This is a genomic window from Corynebacterium cystitidis (assembly GCF_900187295.1).
Lineage (GTDB): Bacteria > Actinomycetota > Actinomycetes > Mycobacteriales > Mycobacteriaceae > Corynebacterium > Corynebacterium cystitidis.
Map to the genome: position 1 here is coordinate 1,199,664 of NZ_LT906473.1, position 20,764 is coordinate 1,220,427.

18 protein-coding genes and 2 rRNA genes are annotated in these 20,764 nt (G+C 57.3%); all 20 read right to left on the minus strand.

Translation table 11 applies throughout. The features are described from left to right. Positions 1–6: 6 nt before the first annotated feature. Entirely contained in the window at positions 7–1,566 is a 1,560-nt protein-coding gene (gene der / locus CKV99_RS05665; protein ID WP_092255559.1) for a ribosome biogenesis GTPase Der, read from the minus strand. Then, positions 1,563–2,258 (minus strand): (d)CMP kinase, encoded by a 696-nt coding sequence (gene cmk / locus CKV99_RS05670; protein WP_092255563.1) that lies wholly within the window; start codon positions 2,256–2,258, stop codon positions 1,563–1,565. Before cmk ends, der begins: the two co-directional genes overlap by 4 nt. Next, positions 2,255–3,172, minus strand: coding sequence for a pseudouridine synthase (locus CKV99_RS05675; RefSeq protein WP_092255565.1), 918 nt, complete (start codon positions 3,170–3,172; stop codon positions 2,255–2,257). The genes cmk and CKV99_RS05675 overlap by 4 nt, the downstream gene beginning before the upstream one ends. Positions 3,173–3,218: 46 nt before the next feature. Beyond that, positions 3,219–3,770: an SMC-Scp complex subunit ScpB gene (gene scpB / locus CKV99_RS05680; RefSeq protein ID WP_092255568.1), complete on the minus strand. Its 552-nt coding sequence runs from the start codon at positions 3,768–3,770 to the stop codon at positions 3,219–3,221. Positions 3,771–3,781: 11 nt separating this feature from the next. After that, positions 3,782–4,570: a sulfurtransferase gene (locus CKV99_RS05685; protein WP_092255571.1), complete on the minus strand. Its 789-nt coding sequence runs from the start codon at positions 4,568–4,570 to the stop codon at positions 3,782–3,784. A 90-nt stretch (positions 4,571–4,660) separates the two neighbouring features. Then, positions 4,661–5,509, minus strand: coding sequence for a segregation and condensation protein A (locus CKV99_RS05690; protein ID WP_231910186.1), 849 nt, complete (start codon positions 5,507–5,509; stop codon positions 4,661–4,663). A gap of 23 nt (positions 5,510–5,532) precedes the next feature. Beyond that, positions 5,533–6,402 carry a ParA family protein gene (locus CKV99_RS05695; RefSeq protein ID WP_092255753.1) on the minus strand — a complete coding sequence of 290 codons (870 nt, stop codon included), beginning with the start codon at positions 6,400–6,402 and terminating at the stop codon, positions 5,533–5,535. 197 nt (positions 6,403–6,599) lie between these two features. Beyond that, complete coding sequence (locus tag CKV99_RS05700) at positions 6,600–7,604, minus strand: hypothetical protein (protein ID WP_231910187.1); 1,005 nt, start codon at positions 7,602–7,604, stop codon at positions 6,600–6,602. 78 nt (positions 7,605–7,682) lie between these two features. Continuing rightward, positions 7,683–8,588: a site-specific tyrosine recombinase XerD gene (xerD, locus tag CKV99_RS05705; RefSeq protein ID WP_092255574.1), complete on the minus strand. Its 906-nt coding sequence runs from the start codon at positions 8,586–8,588 to the stop codon at positions 7,683–7,685. Further along, a complete protein-coding gene (locus tag CKV99_RS05710; protein WP_092255577.1) occupies positions 8,589–9,239 on the minus strand; it encodes an NUDIX domain-containing protein in 651 nt (216 codons plus the stop codon). It abuts the gene before it with no gap. 31 nt (positions 9,240–9,270) lie between these two features. Continuing rightward, a complete protein-coding gene (locus CKV99_RS05715) occupies positions 9,271–10,245 on the minus strand; it encodes a copper transporter (protein WP_092255580.1) in 975 nt (324 codons plus the stop codon). A gap of 44 nt (positions 10,246–10,289) precedes the next feature. Beyond that, complete coding sequence (gene steA / locus CKV99_RS05720; RefSeq protein ID WP_092255583.1) at positions 10,290–11,477, minus strand: putative cytokinetic ring protein SteA; 1,188 nt, start codon at positions 11,475–11,477, stop codon at positions 10,290–10,292. A gap of 67 nt (positions 11,478–11,544) precedes the next feature. After that, positions 11,545–13,290, minus strand: coding sequence for a DNA repair protein RecN (recN, locus tag CKV99_RS05725; RefSeq protein ID WP_092255586.1), 1,746 nt, complete (start codon positions 13,288–13,290; stop codon positions 11,545–11,547). An 11-nt stretch (positions 13,291–13,301) separates the two neighbouring features. Further along, complete coding sequence (locus tag CKV99_RS05730; RefSeq protein WP_092255589.1) at positions 13,302–14,225, minus strand: NAD kinase; 924 nt, start codon at positions 14,223–14,225, stop codon at positions 13,302–13,304. Continuing rightward, positions 14,222–15,049, minus strand: coding sequence for a TlyA family RNA methyltransferase (locus CKV99_RS05735; protein WP_092255592.1), 828 nt, complete (start codon positions 15,047–15,049; stop codon positions 14,222–14,224). Before CKV99_RS05735 ends, CKV99_RS05730 begins: the two co-directional genes overlap by 4 nt. Positions 15,050–15,079: 30 nt before the next feature. Further along, positions 15,080–15,247, minus strand: a complete 168-nt coding sequence (locus CKV99_RS14470; protein WP_169872606.1) for a hypothetical protein — start codon at positions 15,245–15,247, stop codon at positions 15,080–15,082. A 3-nt stretch (positions 15,248–15,250) separates the two neighbouring features. Next, positions 15,251–16,234 (minus strand): HAD-IIA family hydrolase, encoded by a 984-nt coding sequence (locus CKV99_RS05740; RefSeq protein WP_092255595.1) that lies wholly within the window; start codon positions 16,232–16,234, stop codon positions 15,251–15,253. A 10-nt stretch (positions 16,235–16,244) separates the two neighbouring features. Further along, entirely contained in the window at positions 16,245–17,111 is an 867-nt protein-coding gene (locus CKV99_RS05745; RefSeq protein ID WP_092255598.1) for a tetratricopeptide repeat protein, read from the minus strand. A gap of 139 nt (positions 17,112–17,250) precedes the next feature. Then, a 5S ribosomal RNA gene (gene rrf / locus CKV99_RS05750) occupies positions 17,251–17,368 on the minus strand. A 245-nt stretch (positions 17,369–17,613) separates the two neighbouring features. Then, positions 17,614–20,693 (minus strand): 23S ribosomal RNA (locus CKV99_RS05755). Between the last annotated feature and the right edge of the window lie 71 nt (positions 20,694–20,764).

Below are 20,764 nucleotides of genomic sequence, written 5' to 3' on the forward strand. Positions count from 1 at the left end.
CACAATCTACTTCCTGCGGCGTTCACGCACGCGCACCGCGATGCGCACCGGTGTACCGTGATAGCCGAACTGCTCACGGAACTTCCGTTCCAAATAACGGCGGTAACCAGCGTCCAGGAAACCGGTAGTGAATAAGACAATTGTCGGTGGGCGGGTGGACGCCATGGTTGCGAACAGGACGCGCGGCAAGCGGTTATTGTTCATTGGTGGAGGGTTAGCTGCGATCGCTTCCCGCAACCAATTGTTCAGCTGGCCGGTGGAGATGCGCTTATCCCAATTTTCGACAGCCTCGATCATGGCAGGTTCTAGCTTGTGCAGTGCCCTGCCCGATTGTGCCGAAATATTGATCTTGGAAACCCACGGTAACCGGTCAATCTGCAGATCAATCTCGCGGTCGAAGAAGTAGCGGCGGTCCTCGTCCATGAGGTCCCACTTATTAAACGCAATCACGAGCGCTTTACCCGCATCAATGACCATGGATATGATGCGCTGGTCCTGCTCGGTGATTTCCTGGGATGAGTCGATGAGGACGATACACACTTCAGCCGCTTCAATGGTGTTCTGGGTGCGCAGCGAGGCGTAGTACTCGTGCCCTTGGGCCGCCTTCACCTTACGGCGCAGGCCTGCGGTGTCAATGAACTGCCAGGTGCGCTGGTCGAGCGTAATCATTTCATCGACCGGGTCCACCGTAGTGCCCGCAACGTTATCTACCACGGATCGGTCTGAGTTAGATAGTTTGTTCAGCAGGCTTGATTTACCCACGTTGGGCTTGCCGACGAGTGCTACGCGCCGTGGGCCTTCCGTAATCGAGGACGCTTGGCGTGGTTCCGCAGGGAAATGGCGAACAATTTCATCGAGCACGTCAGCATTGCCCCGTCCGTGCAAAGCCGATACCGGCCATGGGTCGCCCAGGCCGAGGCCGTACAATTCTGCGACGTCGGCCCACTGGTTATCAGACTCAAACTTATTGGCCACCAAAATCACGGGCACGTCAGAACGCTGCAGGTTGTGTGCCATCGCCGAGTCCGATTCGGTGATGCCCACGTGCGAGTCCACCACCATCACGATCACGTCAGCCGTAGCCATCGCGGCCTCAGACTGGCGTGCGATAGCAGCGTGGATCCCCTTCGCGTCTGGGTCCCAGCCGCCGGTGTCCTGCACCCAGTATCGTTGCCCATTCCATTCAGCGAGATAGCTCACGCGGTCACGTGTGACACCGGGGTGGTCTTCCACAACGGCTTCCCGGCGCCCCAAAAAGCGGTTGACCATGGTGGATTTACCAACGTTGGGCCTGCCTACAACAGCCACCGTTGGCAGCGCTTCTTCAACGAGGTGTGGATCGAGGATGCCAAGACGCTCGTCGAGAGCCTCCCAGTCTTCCTCTGTCATCTCCTCGAAGTCGAAATCGTCTTCGTCAAAGCCCTCATCGGCCCATCCACCGCCGGGGTTTTCCACGATCTCATCGGTGTAGGCTTGATCTGCGTCAAGTTCCTCGCCACCACCGAAGGCATAGACAAAGTTTGTCGTGCCATCATGCTCGGTCTGGCCCGTGTTTTTCTCGGTCACTTCGCGCTCTTTTCAATTACGGAGATCAACGCTGCCACAACCTCGTCAGGGGTCAGATCAGACGTATCAATCACCTCGGCATCATCGGCAGGCCGCAGGGGCGACGTTGCGCGCGACGAATCAAGCTCATCACGGCGCTGGACATCGGCAAGCACCGTGTCATAGTCAGCCCCACGTCCAGCAGCGATATCTTGGTCATAACGGCGGCGGGCCCGCACGTCAGCACTAGCAGTGAGAAACACCTTCGCCGGTGCTGTATCGAGCACAACAGTCCCGATGTCGCGGCCTTCGACGATGGCGCGGTGCGCATCGCGGGCCAGCTTGCGTTGTAACTCCACCAAATTCTTCCGCACCTCCGGGATCGCTGAGACAGCAGAAACCGCACGCGTAACCTCAGGCCCGCGGATCTCCCCAGAGACATCGTCGCCGCTCAGCAAGACCTCAGTGGAATCAGGGTCATCAGACACCGTCAAAGGCAAATTTGCCGTAGTAGCAATCACAGCTGCTGTATCGTCGGGGTCCACCCCCGCGCGCAGCACAGCCAATGTAGCCACGCGGTACATCGCACCTGTGTCCACATACTTCGCGTCCAACTGTTTGGCCAATGCGCGGCAGGTCGACGACTTGCCGGTGCCAGACGGGCCATCGACTGCGAGGATCAGGCCGCCGTGAGGCATATTTGACAGGTTCACATTCCCACCGCCTTGTACAAAGATGTCAGTTCGGAAGAGTTCAAAGAACGCAGCGTACCCGGTTTCTGTTCACCGAGCTGCACGGTATGCATCTTGGTGCGTACTAGGCGCTGCACCGGGTAACCAGCCGCTTTGAGCAGCCGGCGCACAATGTGTTTGCGGCCTTCGTGTAGTTCCACCCGAACCAGGGACTGGCCGTTGTGCACATCCACGATCTGTGCATAGTCGACTTTCGCCGGGCCGTCGTCAAGCTCTATACCCTTCTTCAGTTCGCGAACCAAGGAGCTCTTCGCCTCGCCCAGCACGGTAGCCAAGTACGTCTTTGACACCTCAAACTTGGGGTGGGTCAGGCGGTTGGCCAGCTCACCGTCGTTAGTAAGCAGCAACAATCCCTCGGTGTCTGCATCGAGGCGTCCGACGTGGAAAAGTCGCTGCCCTGAGACAGTCTTCTCGGCAACATAGTCGCCCACGCACGGCCTGTCCATCTCATCGATCATGGTGGTGTGCACGCCACGTGGCTTATTAAATACGAAGTATTCGTGATCTTCATTAACGTTCACGCGCACACCGTCAACGCGAATGATGTCCACGTTGGGGTTAACGCGCATGCCTTGTCTACGCACGGTTTCGCCGTTGACTTCGACACGGCCCTTGTCGATCATCACTTCCGCGTGTCGACGAGAAGCGATACCTGCCTGGGCCAAAACTTTCTGGAGGCGGATTCCTTGTGGCTTGTCGGCATCATCGTCCCACCAGTTGTCGGCCAAGGGATGGTCTGATTTCTTTTGTGCATTCTTCGCGCGCTGTTGGCGGCTAACGTGCTGTTTACGCGCCGGTTTCGCGTTGGACAAGAAAAACTCGTCGTCTTGCTTGTCGTTGTCCGGTGTGCCTTCTCGGCGAGCGGGAGGGGTCATAGTTAGTCCTTGACTCTCGATATGCGATTGTTGAACGGTGATGATGCTACCAGGCATCTTCGATTGAATCGACTTCTGGAAGCAACGGCGCAAGATCCGGCAATCTGTCCAGAGAGTCAATACCAAGCAGCTCAAGGAACAGTTCCGTTGTAACGTAGCGGTGTGCGCCAGTAGCCTCATCCGGCTCTACCTCACGGACGAGTCCGCGAAGCGAAAGCGTCCGCATCACACCGTCGACATTGACCCCACGCACGCCCGCCACCTGGGCGCGGGTGACCGGCTGTCGGTAAGCCACCACCGCGAGCGTTTCCATCGCTGCGCGCGACAGTCGGGTTTGGGTGCCGTCGAGCAAAAACTTTTCGACGGCCTCCGCGTTGTCTTGTCGCGTATACAACCGCCAGCCTTCTTCAGTCTCGCGCAAATCTATGCCACTGCCGCGGGAGTCTAACTCGTCGGAAAGCAAACGCAGCTGATCACGAACGTCTGCAACCTCGGCGCCAAGCGCCGCTGCAAGTGTTTCTGCCGCGGCGGGAGTATCGATAACTAACAGAATCGACTCAAGCTGCGAACGCAACTGGCTAACCATGGGCAGGTTCATCTAGTGTCTCCCTACCTCGTCGCTTTTGTCGCTATTTCGCGGCCGGAATCGGGCCTCCCCCACTGCGACCAGGAGCCTTCGTACACTACGAGATCTTTCCTTCCGGCAAGGGTAGCGGCGAAAGCGTCGACGCACGCAGTCACCCCTGAGCCACAGGAAAACACGAGATGGTCATCCGGAAAAAGTTTCGCCAGCTCCTCTGGCGTTTTGAACGTGCCGTCTGGGTTGTACACCTCTGTGTAGGGCACGTTGCGCGACCCGGGAATATGGCCGCAGCGTAGCCCTGGGCGGGGTTCCTCCACCACGCCGGTGAAACGGTCGTGCGAGCGGGCATCCACCACAGTACGGTCGGTCCGCTCTACCTCATCAGCGTCCACCAGCAGGCTCCACGTGGGGCTCGATAAGAACGATCCCGGCGTGGCCGGTTTGTCTTGTGGCGCACACAGCTCTCCCCCGGCAGATACCCAGGCGTTAAGGCCACCGTCGAGAAGTGCGACATCGCGCACCCCGGCAACCCGAGCAAGCCACCAAATGCGGGCAGCCGTTGCACCGTCAGAATCGTAGACGACTACGGGTGTGTCTTCCGAAACTCCGTAGGAGGCAAACACCTCCTGAATCTGGTGAGGCACCGTGTGCGGGAGAGGGTCCGAGGCATCGGAGAAATCGCCTTCCAGATCTGCGACATACGCCCCGCACATCACCTGCGTCGGCGGATTGGGGCCCATGGAAGCGTGGAAAACCACCACCGCGGCCCTTTCACGCAAGAAGCGCAGCTGGTCTGGTGTAATGAGTAACTCCATGGTCACGTAGTCTAATGCGTCCCAACCCAGCGTGGGTTAAGTCCCCACAAGCTTCCCGCTCACCGCGGGCATCACCAACCTACAAACCTGCTACGACCAGTTAGCGGCGGCGACCACGGCGGGGTCCACATCGATACCAGTCCAGGCAATATCGAGTGGGCCCAAAGCCTCCTCCTGCTCCGTGTCTACGGCGCGCGCCTTATACAGCTCAAGTAACGCCAAAAACCGCCCGACAACCTCCATTGACCGCGTGCAATCTCGAGTCAAGGCGGCAAACGACATCCACGTGTCCTCCCCCACCAGTTTGAGCGTGTCCAGGATCTTGCCAGCCTGCTCCGGCACCGACACCTCCACCTGATGCAGATGGTCCACCCGGACCTCCTCGGCGGCTTTGGGCCGAAACACACTGGCGGCCAGCTCCGCGAAGGTTGCCGCAGTGTGCCCGAGGCTGACCGGCGGCAAAAGGTCAACGAACTGCTCCTCCATGGACACCGCCCGCGGGTAACGCCTGCGCGCATTCTGCTGCCATTGCACAAACAGGTCAGCCACCTGCTGATAGGCCCGATACTGCAGCAAACGAGCAAAAAGCAGGTCGCGGGATTCCAGTAGCTCCAAATCCTCGGCATCATCTACATTGCCACGAGGCAACAAACGCGCAGCCTTCAAATCCAGCAGCGTTGCAGCGATCACCAAAAACTCTGTGACCTCGTCCAACTCTGCAGTCTCACCCAACGCACGCGTATAAGCGATAAACTCATCCGTCACCTCAGCAAGAGCTACCTCGGTGACGTCCAACTTCTTCGCGCTGATCAAATTGAGCAAGAGATCAAACGGGCCCTCAAAATTATGAAGCACAAGTGTAAAACCGGTGATCTCAGGCTGGTAAGCGCCCTGCGGCACAGCAGGCGGGCTGGCCGGGGGCGTCGTCGTTACGCTCACTACAACTCCCTCTAAGACTGACTCTAGGAAGTCCGCTCAATAACCTCGAGCGCAAGATTGCGGTACTGCTCTGCACCCTGCGAACTCGGCGCCCACGTAATAATGGGCTCACCGGCCACCGATGTCTCGGGGAATCGCACGGTACGCGTGATCACGGTGTCAAAGACGCGGTCCCCAAAGACCTCTACCACACGTTCCATCACCTCACGGGCATGCGTGGTGCGACGGTCAAACATGGTGACCAAAATACCCACAATCTCTAAATCAAAGTTGATCCGGTCACGCACCTTCTCCACAGTGTCAGTAAGCAAAGCCAGACCACGCAGGGAGAAATACTCGCACTCCATGGGAATAATCACTCCGTGCGAGCACGCCAACGCATTCACCGTAAGCAAGCCCAAGGAGGGCTGGCAGTCAATAATGATGTAGTCATACTCTGCCCGCACCGGACGCAGCGCGCGGCCTAAGGTCTGCTCGCGACCAACCTCATTAACGAGCTGGATTTCCGCAGCCGATAGGTCAATATTCGCCGGCACCAGATCTAAACCGGCGACGTTGCTATGCTGAATCGCCCCATGAATGCTAGTGGTGTTATCCAACATGAGGTCATACACAGTGATGTCTTCCTCGTTTTGGGCCACATCCAGCCCCGCCGACAACGCGCCCTGCGGGTCAAGATCAACCAACAACACCTTGCGCCCCTGTTCAGCAAGGCAGGCGCCTAAGTTAATAGACGAGGTGGTCTTTCCCACCCCACCTTTTTGGTTCACCATCGAAATGATGCGCGCCGGGCCATGCTTGTCAAGCGGTTTTGGTTGGGACAATTCGCGGAATGGTCGCCCAGTCAGGCCGACTTCCATCTCGGAAGCGTCAAACAGTCCGTCCTTGCTCACCGTCATACCTTCTTCCTTGACTGTGCAAAACCTAGGCTGTGAAGCGGCCTCGCCTTCGCGGCCGACTTCGAGTGACATCGATGTTATTCACCATCTTAACCAGTCGATGGGATCTGAAGCGCCAGCCTTGACGTGCAGCCGCAAAGTCAAGAGGCAAAACTTGACAGAAGCGCCAGATGCACGCTTATCGACGACGCTTATCGACGCCTCCGTGAACGCTTGCGCACCGCAAAGGTGATCGCCACAATCGCAGCGAGTACCACGATCGCACCGGTGAGAAGCGCCCACCACACCCAGTTTGATTCGTTGTTTTGCCGTGCTTCCTCCGCGCCCTGAGCGACATCAGCGTACGTCCCGGTTTCGCCACCGTTCGAATTCGGCTGAGCTACCGGCACATTCGTGGCCGTGATGGTGACAATGTATTTAGCGACCGTATCGTCGCGGACCACCTCGATGATAAACGGATTGTCTGGGGTCTGACCTTCTGGGTACGTCAGCGTCATCGTGCGCGCCCCCATATCGATATCGCGCTGAACACCCTCAATGATCTGGCCGTTGATGTCCAGGTAGCGTACCTTCAAGCCCTCCGCGTTCCCCGACGCCAAGCGAGCAAGATCGACTGCCTCGGTCACAGAGACACTCACTGTCAAGACATTGTCTTGGATCTCTCCGTCAAAGTACATGCGCTCGGCCTGAGCTGTTTCAACAGGCGCAGCTGGTTGACGCGGGGGTGTCGGTGCGGCCTCACCAGAGCTTGCTGCACCGCCGTGGCCTCCGGCGGAGCCGGCGCCGGGCTGGTCAACCTGCTCCGGCGTTGTTTCAGCGCCAGCTGATCCCGCAGCGTGACCACCACCAGAGGTGTCCTCTGCCACCAGGGTGATTGTGGCGGAGTAGCCCCCCGCACTGACGGGCACACTGACCTGCGAGCCTGGCTGATTCGGCGCCGTAACAGTAACTCCAGTTCCTGCGGAACTAATTGACCACCCAGCTTCAGAAAACGAGACATTGACTGGCACACCCACATCAACCGACGTCGTTTGGCCCGCCGGAACTGAAATCGTTGAAGGGATCATCGCAGCTACCGCTGCAGGATCAAGCCCCTCCGGAATCTGGGCGTGCGCGACCGATGTGAAAGGAAAAACAACTCCACATGCAGCGGCAAAAGTAAGGCCTGCAAGACCTAGACGAAGACGGTGGGTCACGGCAATTCTCCCCTAATGGCGGTTGGTCAACGTGCGAGCTTCACACGTGAAGCAATTGTGTGTTCGCAGTGTACCGCGTCAGGCTCGCGGGTGAGCCATCCGCCAAACTTCTCGGAGATTGTCAGCTGTAACGTGGGTGTAGATCTGGGTGGTGGTCACAGATGAATGCCCCAAAAGCTCTTGCACGGTACGCACATCTGCCCCTCCTTCGAGTAAATGTGTTGCAAAAGAATGACGCAGAGTATGCGGTGACACTTCCTTCTTGATGCCTGCGCGCTCAGCGGTGTTTTTAATGATTGTCCAGGCACTTTGTCGAGACAGGGTGCCACCACGCGTATTGAGAAACAATGCGTGCGACTTCCCGGTAGCAAACACGGGACGGCCTCGGACAAGGTAGGCCTCTACCGCTTCACCAGCGTGGCGCCCAAGCGGAACAATGCGCTGTTTCGCCCCTTTGCCTGTCACAGTGAGAATGCCGTCAGAATTAGTGACGTCGTCGACCACCAGCGCTAACACCTCAGACACTCGGGCACCGGTGCCGTACAGAACTTCCAATAAAGCTTTATCACGCACACCAAGAGGATCTTCGGTAGAACAGGCATCGAGCAGCATGGCAACTTCATCGATGGTCAAAGTGTCCGGCAGATGCTGGCCCGACGACGGAGGAGAAACCGCCGCCGCAACATCAGCTGGAACATTCCCCTCGCTGGTGGCAAATTTGTGCAAGCCCCGCGCGACCACCAGGGCGCGGCCCGTCGAAGAGGCCGCCAACGGCGGCCTTCCTTCGCCACCGCGACGCAAATCCTGCACATAAGCTTCGACGTCAGCGGTGTTCACGTCTTTCAAGTCGTGGAGACCAGCCTCACGCAACCACGACACGTAACGATGAACGTCTCGTCGATAATTGCTCAATGTGTTGTCGGACAGTCCTCGCTCCACTGCTAAGTGATCCAACCAGCGTTGCCCAATTTCAGCGACGTCCATTTACAGCTTCTTCATATCTGGTTTGATGCCTTCCGCGTGTCGACGCTCAGCCATCGACGTCGGCCGCAGGTCAAAAGCCACCTGCGAATCTCGCGCGCTGTGCCGCCCGGCCACCACCTCGGAGGCCGCCAAAATACCGACCACAGCGATCGAATTAGTAATCCGCCCATCCATCACTGCCGCCCGGGCTTCGTCCACATCAACCCATTTCAGCTGCATGTCAGCTTCTTCATCCTCGGCCTCGGGCTGCTCCACCTCACACAGCTCACGGGCGAGGAAGATGCGCACGGCTTCTTCGCAAAAACCAGGCGAAGTCACGATGTCTGCCAGTAACTCCCAGCGCTGCGCTGCAAGCCCTGCCTCTTCTCGCAGTTCACGGGCAGCACACTGCACAGGATCCTCACCATAAGTGTCCAGAATGCCTGCGGGTAACTCCCACAGCCGCCGTCGCACGCTATGACGGTACTGCTCTACCATGGCGATGCGGCCACTGTCACTCAGCGCCACGACAGCCACCGCGCCGAAGTGCTCGACGATTTCACGCTCCGCGGTGGTCCCGCCGGGCATGGTCACTGTGTCTCGCCGCAGTGCCAGAATCGGTGCGTCATGCAGCAGCTCGGAATCAGTAACGGTGAATTCGTGACGGTTCATAATACCCAATCTAGTGTCTCTTGCAGTAGCCCTAGCCCAGTGCGGGTGACGCGGCTTCCGCGCTTGCTGCGGCGCCATAGGCTCCAGATTCCCCATTGAACTGCTCTGCAACCGCTAGTACTGTGGCTACACGCCCGAAGGCACGGTCTACCGAGTCCACCGTTGAGACGGCCTGATTGAGTTCTTCGTCGGCACGTATACGGCCAATCACACCCTGATCCGCCGCTGCGTGGATACGCCCCGAAACAACGAGTTTGCCGCCGCGCGACTCTAAGCCACGTACCATATCTATTAACATTCCAGCGCTAAACGACGAGCCACCCGTTGCGTCCTCATCACCAGTCACAATGACGATGGCCTGCGCTGGCAAGATCGTGCCGTCTTCATAGTCAATGAATTCTGCTTCGCGCAGCGTCTGCAAAACGAGTGCCCGGTCCTCTACCGTTGCCTGTGGTTGCGCACCGGCATCGTCGTAAAGCAAAGCTGAGCCCAAGGACTGGCCAGCATGTAAGCCGGGAGCCAAATTATCTTCGGACAGCTGAGCACCAGCTGGCAACGTGTTGGCGATAATAGACTTCAGCTCATCCGCCTCGTTCTGGTCACCGAACTTCTCAGTCAACGTAATCCGCCCCGAATCCTCAGCCCCAGCCTGGGACAGCAGGTCTGCCACCGCATCAATGTCTGCCTGCTTCGCGTTCGCAGCCACCACCATCAACACTGGGCGCTGGTCAAGAGTACCTGCTACCGCTTTCTCGCCAACGCCTTGAACCAGCCCGTCTGCGGCATCTGCCTGCGCCGCAGCAATCTCGGCTTGTCGCGCACCAGCAGCATCCTCGGCCGGTTCTTTCGAATCGCCGTGGCCGGAGGCGCTCGTCGATACGCTCGTCCCACCAATGTCCCCCATTGCTGGGGCCAACACCAAAGTGCCAAGGGCAACTCCTGCGGCAACACCGAATCCGAGACCGGTGACAAGCCAGCCGCTGCGGGAGGTTTTCTTCCCTGCCATTATTATCGTCTCTCTTTCTCCACACCTGCAGTGCGTGGCTGCGGCTAGTTGAACCAGCTCTGAACCGTCAGTGCGATGGAATTCCAGGTGTTGATGAGGTTGTTAGTGAAGGTGTCATCGCCACCCACACCCACCACGAGGATAACCACAGCTACGGCCACTAAAATACCCAGAATGGCCCACGCCCAAGCCACACCGCGGCCGGAGTTGACGTTGTATAGATTCTCAATAACAGCAGCATCTACGATGCGCCCGCCGCCCTTCAACCACGTCAGAAGAGAAGCTGGCTGGGCATGTTCATGGTTCGCGAAAATGGCATCCAAGTCCATGCGTTCACCAACGGTAACCACCATCTGCGCGTCATGGAACACTGCCAGCAAAACTGCCAAATCCATCGGATTATCCAGCGCCGACGGGAACGTCATTGCCCCCACACCCAAATCCTGGATCCGCTCCAAGCCATCGGCGTGCCCGTCTGGGTCCGCCGGCAGAATCACGCGGGCATCGCCACGCAGAGTCTCCGAGGCGACCTCCTTCGGGTTGCCCACGATGAAGTCCAAGGTGTAGCCCAAATCTGCCAGTGTGTCTGCGGCAGCGGCCACGCCAATCAGCACTGGGTTGTACTCACGGATAAAGTTACGCAGCTTGATCACCTGGTCGCGATGCCCAAGTTCCGGAGATACCACGAGCACCTTGCGTCCGTCCATCACCGTACCTACATCTGGTACGCCGACCCCGTCAATCAGCAGCGGAGCCTCAGAGTGGATGAACTCGATGGTATTGCCAAAGTATGCCTCCATGTGGTCCACCAGATGGCGCTGCGCCTCATTAAAGTTGGTGTCTGCAGCAGCGCGTACCAGTTCAGACGCCTGGCCGATTGTATTCTTGCCGACGAAGATCTTTCCGTCAGCAGTGATGCCACCCTTCTTGCCGTCGCGGAAGGCCGAGCGCAGCTCAGCTCCGGCGTTTTCATACAGCGCGACATCACTGTCCAGCAGAATGTGTGGCCCATAGTTGGGAATAGCACCGGTAGAAAACTTAGCAATATTGATCACGGCCTGCGGTTTGGCATCGACTAGTGCCTGTGCTTGCCTGCGTGTTAGGTCCGGCGCATCAATCACAACGATGTCGCCGGCCTTCAAGCGCTTCAGACCTTTACCCTGTGGGGTGCAGTCGCGCAGCACGCCGTGCAGACCGGGTTGGTCAGAAGTACTGGTGATCTTGCTACTCATGCGCACTATTGTTGCCGGTAGAAGCTTTCAAGTGGCGAAGGCGCGCGGAAAACCTCGTCTCTAACCTTCAATAACCTTCAACCGGGGTTGAGCCTCGCATCTCCGCGACTTCGGCCTGCGCCCGCTGGAACAACTCCGTGGCGTGTGCACGCCCAGTATCAGTGTCATCTAGCCCCGCCATCATTCGCGCGAGCTCCTCAACTCGCTCGTCGTTGTCCAAGGCACTTACCCCGGATGTCACCGACTCATCGCCCACGTTTTTCGCCACATGTAAGTGCGTATCGGCATACGCAGCCACCTGCGCTAAGTGCGTTACGACGATCACCTGATTGTGCGTGGCTAATCGAGCCAACCTGCGCCCAATTTCAACAGCAGCACGACCCCCCACTCCCGCATCGACTTCATCGAAGACCAGCGTGGTGCCGGTCGACGTCGCCGATAAAATCACTTCCAGAGCCAACATCACGCGCGACAGCTCACCACCTGACGCACTCGATGCCAAAGGCTTCGCCTCCATGGAAGAATTTGGGGCCAGACGCATCTCGACGGCATCGGCCCCGTCCCGGGTGTACTTGTGCTGCTCGACGACCACCTCAAGCCGCGCTTTCGGCATTGCCAACCCGTGCAGTTCTTCGGTCACGGCCGCGCTTAACTTCGTGGCGGCATCAGCACGTGCCGCAGACAACGCCGCTGCTTTCTCCACCATGATCTGCTCAGACTGCGCCACCATCTTCTTCAACTGGTCAAGGGCCTCGGCTGAGGTATCGATGCTGGCCAGGCGTTGCTCTGCTTTGTCGCGCCACAATACAACACCTGCAATGTCGGGTGCGTACTTCTTCGTCAGTGTTTTGAGCTCTTGTTGGCGTTGCAAAAGGGCGTCAAGCCCTGCTGGGTCACTCGGTAGATCCGCAAGGTAACTGCCAAGTTCCGCCGCCACATCGGCCAGTACTGCTGTTGCGCCACTCAGCCTAGCGCCGAGCTCTTTGAGGTGATCGTCGCTGCTGTGGGTGAGAGCGCTTTCTGCTTGACCTGCAAGTGCCGATGCTCCGTCGTCCTCGCCATAGCCACCGACTGCTTCCGGCCCGTCGATTGCCCCGAGTGCTGTTTGTGCTGCTTCTCGCAGCGCATCCACGTCTTGCAGCCTGCGGATATCTACCAATAATTGTTCGTCCTCCCCAGCAACTGGATTGATGGCAGCAATCTCATCTAGTGCGAATTGAAGCCGGTCTACTTCTTGTGCTAGTTCGCGGCGCTTCTCAGTGCGCTGTTTCAAGTCTTTCACGTGCGCCCGCCAGGTATAAAACGCCTCAGTGTAGGCGCTGCGAATGGGGGCAATGGCAGGGTCGAAGCGATCCAACGCAGCGAGTTGCTCCTCCGGTGCGAGAAGGCGAAGTTGATCATTTTGGCCGTGGATGGTTAACAGTTGGGCAGAAAACTCGGCCAACGTTGCTGCCGGCACACTGCGACCAGCTAGGTGTGCGCGAGAACGGCCAGTCGCTTTCACCGACCGCGAGGCCAAAAACTCCCCGTTTTCATCGGGTTGGCCACCTGCGGTATCAACGATGCCGGAAATTACCTCGCGGATGTCTTGCGGCAGTGCCTCGGTACTGAAGCTGCCTTCCACGAGTGCCTGCTCTGCCCCGGTGCGCACACGGGATGCGTCGGCACGCCCACCCGTAAGCAGGCGCAGCCCGGTGACAACCATTGTCTTACCTGCGCCGGTCTCGCCTGTCAGCACGGTCAGACCGTCGGCAAGCTCAGCCGAGGCGTGCGGGATCACACCGAGATTCTCGATGGAAATATCAAGCAGCATAAATCCCCAACCTACTTTGGTGCAGCAGGTCCGCGCCAACCGTCGACAGGCAACCGCAGTTTACGCACCAAACGGTCAGTGAATGGGGAGTCGTCGAGACGCACCCACCGGACCGGACGTGTACCGCCGACGACTTCGCAGCGCGAGCCCGGAGGCATCGCAATCGGACGGAAACCGTCCATCACAACCATGGCTGGGGAGGTCGTCGGATGTGACTCCACAGCCACAGTGGAATCCGGTGATACCACCAGCGGCTTAGTAAACAACGCGTGCGCATTATTGGGCACCACGAGGATCGCGTCAAGCTCCGGCCACATCACAGGCCCACCCGCGGAAAATGCGTACGCTGTAGAGCCTGTCGGGGTGGAGATCAGCACGCCGTCGCAGCCAAAGGTGGACACCGGGCGGAAATCCACCTCGAGGGTAGCGTCGAGCACGCCACGGCGATTGAGGTTTTCAACACTTACTTCATTCAACGCCCAGCTGGTATCAATAACATTGCCGTCTGGGTCCAGCACAGTGATGTCAATAGTCATCCGGTCTTCAACCCGGTAGGTGCGGTCGATCACGCGACGAATCGCCATGTCGAGGCTTTCCGCATCCCACTCGGCCAGAAACCCGATGTGGCCCAGGTTGATACCAAGTACAGGAATATCTTGAGCATGCGCCAAGTCTGCGGCGCGGAGGAAAGTTCCATCACCGCCGAGAACGAGGACGAGTTCACAACCCCTGGCGGCCTCCGGTGAGTGCGACACCCGTTTGAGGCCTGCAAGGCTAGGGTGGGCGTCGATGGCCTCCATGTCGGCCTGCGCCAAGATTCGCACCGTGATCCCGTAGCCTTGGATCAGTTCCGCTGCACGCGCCGCCGCTGCAATGTTGCCTTCGCGGGTGGTGTGCGGAACCATGAGAATTTCGCGGTGCTCATTTGAACTCATAGCGTAGGTCCTTCCTTCACAGCGGCAGCAATCATTGCAGTTAAATCCTGATCACTCGGGGCTGTCGAGCCTTCGTCTTTGACCAGCCATAAAAAGTATTCTACGTTGCCACTGGGCCCTGGTAGCGGAGAGGCCACCACGCCTCGGCAGCTTAGGCCCAGTTCGGCTGCAAAAATTGCTACGTCTTTAGTTACTTCCGCCCTCAGCTCATTGGAACGCACAACCCCACCGCTGCCCAACCGGTCTTTCCCAACTTCGAATTGGGGCTTGACCATCGGCAGTAAGTCTGCGCCGTCATGCAGGCAGTCCACGATGGCAGGAAGTACCAGCTTCAGCGAGATAAACGATAGGTCGCCGACCATCATGTCCGCCTGCCCGCCCATCATTTCCGGGGTGAGGTGGCGAATATTGGTGCGATCAAGCACTGTGACGCGTGGATCATTTTGCAACCTCCACATCAGCTGCCCGTAGCCAACATCCACGGCGATAACCTCGCGGGCACCCCGGCGCAGCACCACGTCAGTAAATCCGCCAGTCGATGCCCCTGCATCAAGAATTCGCTTTTCGACGACGCTTACCCCCTGCTGTTCAAACACATCGAGAGCACCAATCAGCTTATGAGCTCCTCGAGAAGCCCACTGGTCATCCTCATCAACGGCAACCTTGATCGATGCGTCAGGTTCGACAACGGTTGCGGGCTTTTGAGCGACAAACCCGTTGACGGTGACCTGTCCTGCTTTAATCCAGTCGACTGCTTGTTCACGCGATCGAGCTATTTTGCGGCGGACGAGTTCTGCGTCGAGCCTTCTGCGTCCAGGGGCCACGTATCTTCCTTTACTGTGATGAGCCTTCGCCTAGTTGTTTTGAAGTGCGTCGTGAAGCACGCTGTGTGCACGGGTGAGCCTCTCGGTTTCTTCGGCTAGATTGTTTACCGGCTGCGCTAGAATCTCGTCGATCTGCTGAGTCAGGTCTTCGGGAGATATTGCAGAGGTCCGCGGGTCGTGTGGTTTAGGTGCGGACATTGTTTACCACCATTGGGCAGTTGCTGCGTCGGCTGCGTCCGACATCGGGCGGATGAAAGCGGGAGCTTCTGGCATGGACCAGGCGACGTTAAGAACAGTGCGAAGTGCCTCAATACTTGTAGCGCCTGGGTTGCCACGTTCCAAAAGCACGTCATCGCCGTCGACACGCGCAGTAAATCCGCCCTGCGGGCCTGGTACAAGCATGGATGGGTCTTGGTGGAGCGCGCTCATGTCTTCAGCGATGTATCTCGGCCGCTGTTCGGGAGTAGCTTCGATTAGCGCAAGTGGTCCGGATACGCCTGTTAATACGTGCAGTGAGTCCATCTTCGCAGCTACCGCACCTGCAATGTCGGTATCAAGACGGTCGCCCACTGCAAGTGGGGCTGTTGAGTTTAAAGCTTGTGCCGCTTGGTGGAACATCGCTGGTTCCGGTTTGCCTGCCGACGCCGGCATAACCCCTGTTGCGCTGGTCACCGCTGCCACCATCGAACCGTTACCAACGTGGAGTCCACGCTCCATCGGCAGTGTCGTGTCAAGGTTTGAGGCCAAGTACGTTGCGCCTTGCCGGATGGACAAAGCAGCCTCGGACAGCTGTACCCACCCTGTTTCTGGGTTGTGCCCATGCAGCACCACCTTCGGGTGATCATCTGCACTGTCCACAACTTTGTAGCCGGCTTCAGTGACTAATTCTTTGAATGAGGGCGCGCCGACGACGAGCACGGGATCGCCGGGATTTAGATATTCTCGCGCCATGGTGATTGCAGCCTGCGCGGAAGTCACCACGTCGGTGTCCATCACCTCTAGGCCGATGGCACGAAGTTTTTCTGCAACTGCGGCGGGACCGCGAGAGGCGTTGTTGGTGACATACGCCGTAGGTAGGCCCGAGCTTGTAATAGCGTCGACGGCTCCGGGGATAGCTTCTCCTCCGGCCCAAACGGTGCCGTCGAGGTCGAGCAACAGTGAGTCATACTTTTCAGCAAGGGTCATATCTAAGACTTTAGCCCAGCTGGTCAAGGCGTACGGCAGCGTCGGTCAATTCTTCCTCATCATTGGACGCGACCTGGGCAAACCATTCCTTGGCTTCGACTTTGCGCCCGGCCGCAAAGAGCGCATCCGCGTAGGCGTAGGCTAGCCGCAAGTGCGGAATGCTTGATGGGTCTTTTGTTGGTTCTAGTCGCTGCAATGTCGCCACCGCAGCATCGTTTTGGCCAAGGTCGCGGCGGGCACCGGCCACCACGATCCCGAGTTCAATACGTGATTCTGGATCAAGTTGACGTGCTTCAGGGGTACGTGCTAGTTCGACGGCTTTTTCTGGGCGCCCGAGTCCTCGTTCGCAGTCGGCCATGACTGCTAGCAGGCCAGGCCCACCCATCATGCGCCTGGCTGCACGCAGTTCTGAGAGTGCCTCTTTCCATTCGCCTGCGTGGTAGGCGGCGATGCCATTCATTTCGCGGACAACACCGACCCGTCCTGCTCGGTTCTTCGCGGCTCGGGCATGCTGGAGAGCCAGAGCAGTATCGTCTTCGATTAATACGGCTGACATAATGAGATGCTTGGCTACCCGTTCAGCGTTGTCTTTGGACAGCACTCGGAGGTCCTGTAGGACCATCGGGTCAAGGTCTTTGATGTCAATGTCATCCGGCAGATCCGGTTCAGATAATTTTTGGGCCATACGGTCTTCGCGGAAGCCGTGTCGCTGTGGGTTTGAACGGTCGTGGCGCACTTTGCGGTCGCTGCCACGATTACCGTGGCTTTTTCCACGGCGCTCGTTGCGCGAATTGTCCCTGTTGCGAGACGATTTTTTATCCCGGTCTCCCAGTGATGAATAGTCGTTGGATTTTGGGGACGGTCGTTCCTCGCTCATTCAGTGGGCCTTTCTGTTTCACGTTTGACAATTTACTCTAGTACTTTTGGTGGTGTGCAGACGAAAAGGAGCGTAGTTGGTGGTGAGTTATGCACTCAACTCATACCAACTACGCTCCTGTTTCACTGTTAAATTATTTGGTCGGCGGTGTCTTACTCTCCCACATCCTCCCGGATGCAGTACCATCAGCGCGGGCGGGCTTAGCTTCCGGGTTCGGAATGGGACCGGGCGTTTCCCCGCCGCTATCTACCACCGACACACCATAAAGGGCATCCCACACCAGTACTCCCCACCCAAACAGTGGGGGGATAGTGTATGTATGTCGATCAGGATCACCTCAACACAGTGACCAGTAGACCAATATTGACTTATATATATGACTCACACACATGTATGTGTGCTGTGTCAGACACTGCATAGTAGACGCAAGCACCACAATGATGCTTTTTGTGTTTCGCTTCAACCACCCAACAACACTCTATGTCATATCCCTGGGTGTTTGAGTGTTTTTCTTATCGGTATATTAGTACCAGTCACCTCCACATATTACTACGCTTCCAGATCTGGCCTATCAACCCCATCATCTCTAGGGAACCTCAACAGAAACCTCATCTTAAAACAGGCTTCCCGCTTAGATGCTTTCAGCGGTTATCCCTCCCGTACGTAGCCAACCAGCCATGCTCCTGGCGGAACAACTGGCACACCAGAGGTACGTCCGTCCCGGTCCTCTCGTACTAGGGACAGCCTTCTTCAAGTTTCAACGCGCGCGGCGGATAGAGACCGAACTGTCTCACGACGTTCTGAACCCAGCTCGCGTGCCGCTTTAATGGGCGAACAGCCCAACCCTTGGGACCTACTCCAGCCCCAGGATGCGACGAGCCGACATCGAGGTGCCAAACCATCCCGTCGATATGAACTCTTGGGGAAGATCAGCCTGTTATCCCCGGGGTACCTTTTATCCGTTGAGCGACACCACATCCACAAGTAGGTGCCGGATCACTAGTCCCGACTTTCGTCCCTGCTCGAGAAGTCCCTCTCACAGTCAAGCTCCCTTGTGCACTTACACTCACCACCTGATTACCAACCAAGCTGAGGAAACCTTTGGGCGCCTCCGTTACTCTTTAGGAGGCAACCGCCCCAGTTAAACTACCCACCAGGCACTGTCCCCAACCCAGATCATGGGCCAAGGTTAGACATCCAATACGACCAGAGTGGTATTTCAACAACGACTCCACAACCACTAGCGTGACTGCATCAACGTCTCCCACCTATCCTACACAAACCGCATCGAACACCAATACCAAGCTATAGTGAAGGTCCCGGGGTCTTTTCGTCCTGCCGCGCGAAACGAGCATCTTTACTCGTACTGCAATTTCACCGGGCCTGTGGTTGAGACAGCAGGGAAGTCGTTACGCCATTCGTGCAGGTCGGAACTTACCCGACAAGGAATTTCGCTACCTTAGGATGGTTATAGTTACCACCGCCGTTTACTGGGGCTTAAATTCTCCGCTTCGGCAAACAAATGCCTAACGGGTCCTCTTAACCTTCCAGCACCGGGCAGGCGTCAGTCCGTATACATCAACTTAACCGTCTTCGCACAGACCTATGTTTTTGATAAACAGTCGCTTCCCTCTATTCTCTGCGACCACAACCAGCAACCACCACGCACAGCAGCAGCACCAGCCATGGTCCCCCTTCTCCCGAAGTTACGGGGGCAATTTGCCGAATTCCTTAACCACAGTTCACCCGACCGCCTCAGTATTCTCTACCTGACCACCTGTGTCGGTTTCGGGTACGGGCCGTACACACACATCGCTAGAGGCTTTTCTCGACAGCACAGGATCACCACCATCACCCCACAACAGGGCTACGCATCACGCCTCACACAAAAAAGGGACCGCATTTCACAAATCCCCGTGCCACACGCTTACACCACCATCCAACAGATGGCGCGGCTACCTCACTGTGTTACCCCATCACTGAACTACTACAGATCAGGCCCCACGCACGCACACACAACCATCATCAAAAAACAACAGCCACATGATTATGGGTGGTTAGTATCACTGCCTCGCCCTTGGTCGCACATATACGGGTACGGGAATATCAACCCGTTCACCATCGACTACGCCTGTCGGCCTCGCCTTAGGACCCGACTCACCCTGGGAAGACGAACTTAACCCAGGAACCCTTAGTCATCCAGCGGTAAGGATTCTCACCTCACACTCGTTACTCATGCCTGCATTCTCACTCGCACACAGTCCACAACCCCTCACGGAACCGCTTCACACCATGCACGACGCTCCCCTACCCAAACACACACAAAAAATGCGTGCCTGCCGCGGCTTCGGCGGTGTACTTAAGCCCCACTACATTATCGGCGCAGAACCACTCGACCAGTGAGCTATTACGCACTCTTTCAAGGATGGCTGCTTCTAAGCCAACCTCCTGGCTGTCATCGCGACCCCACATCCTTTTCCACTTAGCACACCCTTAGGGGCCTTAACCGGCGATCTGGGCTGTTTCCCTCTCGACTATGAAGCTTATCCCCCACAGTCTCACTGCCATGCAACACTTCACCAGCATTCGGAGTTTGGCTGACATTGCTAAGATAATAGTCCCGCTCAACCAACCAGTAGCTCTACCTCCGGCAAGCTCACACAACGCTGCACCTAAATGCATTTCGGGGAGAACCAGCTATCACGGAGTTTGATTAGCCTTTCACCCCTACCCACAACTCATCCCCTCAGTTTTCAACCTAAGTGGGTTCGCGCCTCCACAACCTCTTACAGCTGCTTCACACTGGCCATGGGTAGATCACCCCGCTTCGGGTCCAAGACATGCCACTACACACACAATTAGTATTCGCTTTCGCTACGACTACCCCACACGGGTTAACCTCGCGACATGCCGCTGACTCGCAGGCTCATTCTTCAAAAGGCACGCCATCACACACAACATGCTCTGACGGATTGACAACACACAGTTTCAGGAACTCTTTCACTCCCCTCCCGGGGTACTTTTCACCATTCCCTCACGGTACTATCCACTATCGGTCACACTAAGTATTCAGGCTTACCGGGTGGTCCCGGCAGATTCACAACAGATTCCACGAGCCCGCTGCTACTCGGGACAACAACACACGCACGCAACCACAGCTTCACGTACAGGACTCTCACCTTCTCCGGTCGACCATCCCAGGCCAGTTCCACTACCACAATCACACACGCGCCGAAATGGCAGTTCCGACAAGTCGCATCCCACAACCCCGCACACGCAACCCCTGCCAGGTATCACACGCATACAGTTTAGCCATCATCCACGTTCGCTCGCCACTACTAGCAGAATCATTATTATTTTCTCTTCCTACGGGTACTAAGATGTTTCACTTCCCCGCGTCACCCCCACACAGACTATCAATTCATCTGCGGGTAGCACCACACAACTGGCACCAGGTTACCCCATTCGGACATCCTCGGATCAACGCTTAGTTGGCAACTCCCCGAGGCATAACGCAGCCTCACACGTCCTTCATCGGCTTAGCATGCCAAGGCATCCACTATGTGCCTACAACAAAAAACACAACACACAAAACACAAAAAGAATAAAGATACTCGCGTCCACTATACAGTTCTCACACAACACACCCACCA